Annotated in this window: 1 protein-coding gene; it reads right to left on the reverse strand. The window is 70.4% G+C overall.

What is annotated here, in order from left to right:
- Positions 1 to 339: 339 nt before the first annotated feature.
- Entirely contained in the window at positions 340 to 1,449 is a 1,110-nt protein-coding gene (locus tag NBH09_RS09915) for an IS110 family RNA-guided transposase (protein ID WP_195622538.1), read from the reverse strand.
- Positions 1,450 to 1,584 lie beyond the last annotated feature (135 nt).

Consider the following 1,584-nt stretch of genomic DNA (forward strand, 5'->3'; position numbering starts at 1 on the left):
TAATATGAGAAAGCCATTGTCAATAGGCATGTTCGTTCGAGCCCGGTTTGAAACCGGGCTTTTTCGTTTCCCGTCGGGAGAGCCCGCGCACGCTGCATGGCTTAGTCGACGCTTGCCTGGCAAGCTAATATCCGCGGGCTCTTGCGGGTGCGCTTCCGGCGGTCAGCCCGGTATGTCCGCGCACCCCACCGCATTTCGATTCTCCGTCCGGCGCTATCGTACGAATCCAGTCTTTTGTCGGGCGCGGCCCGGGGGCTGCCCATCAAAAAGGTCGTGAACTCGCGCCGGCGATGCGTCGAGGCGCGGGCCCTCCCGGCGGGAGTCGGTTGTAGCCGGCCGCTAGAGGACGGTCCCCTCAGACCTGCACCCGATCTCCCAGACCCAGCAGGCGAGCTCGCGCGCCACGGCGGCGTTGGCCTTGCACGCGCTCTTGCCCGCCGCGGCCAGCGCCTCGCGGCGGCGGTGGAGCCTGGCGGTGCAGTCGTCCGCCCTCGAGCGTATCGCCGGGGGCACGTCGGTGCCGGGGGCTGGGGCCTTTGGCCTCGGGGAGCACGTGGAGTAGTGCCATGCGGACTCTATGAGCGCCGTGCGCGCGAGCGCGTTGCCGGCCTTGGTTATCCCGCCGCGCCGCTCGGACTCGCCGCTCGAGTGCTCCGACGGGGTCAGTCCGCACCAGCTCGCGAAGGCCGGCGCCGAGCGGAACCTGCTGAAGGACCCGGCCTCCGCCGCGAGCCTGAAGGCCGTCAGGGTGTCGACCCCCTTGATGCAGGACAGCGCCTCCACCGTCGCCCGCCAGCGGTCGGTGCCCGCCAGCGCAACGACCCTCCTCTCGAGCTGCCGCCTGTCCGACTCCGCGCAGCGGGCGGCCGTGACGTAGTACTCCAGCGCGTCGCGCTGCGGCCCCTCGAGCCTGATCTCCGAGACCCACCTCCAGTGGGCCCTCGTCCAGGCCTTCTTCCTCGCCCCGTCGGCGTTGCGCTCGTCCCAGACGTGGCCCAGCCTGATCAGGAACATGTTGAGGCGCTGCCTCGAGCGTCGGAGCTCGCGGGTCGCGTCGTCGAGGGCGCGGTCGAGGTCCCGGGCGGCCTCGACCGCCATGTCGGGCAGCGGGACCTCGACGATGTTGTGGGTGGCGAGCATGCGGGCGATGAACTCGGCGTCGCGCCGGTCGTTCTTGCGCCGGGCGTCCGCCGCCGGCCTCTGCATCTTGGAGACGGCGGCCACGGCGCAGTCGAGGCCGAGCGCGCGCAGCTCGCGCGCCATGTGGAACCCGGTGGGGCCGCTCTCGTAGCACGCCCTCGGGTCCTCGAAGCCGAGGGCCCACTCCGCGATCTCGGAGGCGTCGGTGCCGAAGCTGCGGCGAACCACCTCGCCGGTGAAGGGGTTGAACGCCGCGGCGGCGACCGATCGCGCGTGGACGTCCAGGCCGATGGAGGTAACATGGGGCATGGGAAGCCTCCTCCCCGCAGGTGCGGTAAGGGCTACCGCACGGGCCGATACTCAAAGCCCATTGTGGCACCCCGAGCCCGCGGAAAGAAGCTGCGCCGCGGGGGAGGCGGCCCCAATGGCTTTCTCATATCGTCT

This window comes from Collinsella sp. BG-O-102 (assembly GCF_023656745.1).
Lineage (GTDB): Bacteria > Actinomycetota > Coriobacteriia > Coriobacteriales > Coriobacteriaceae > Collinsella.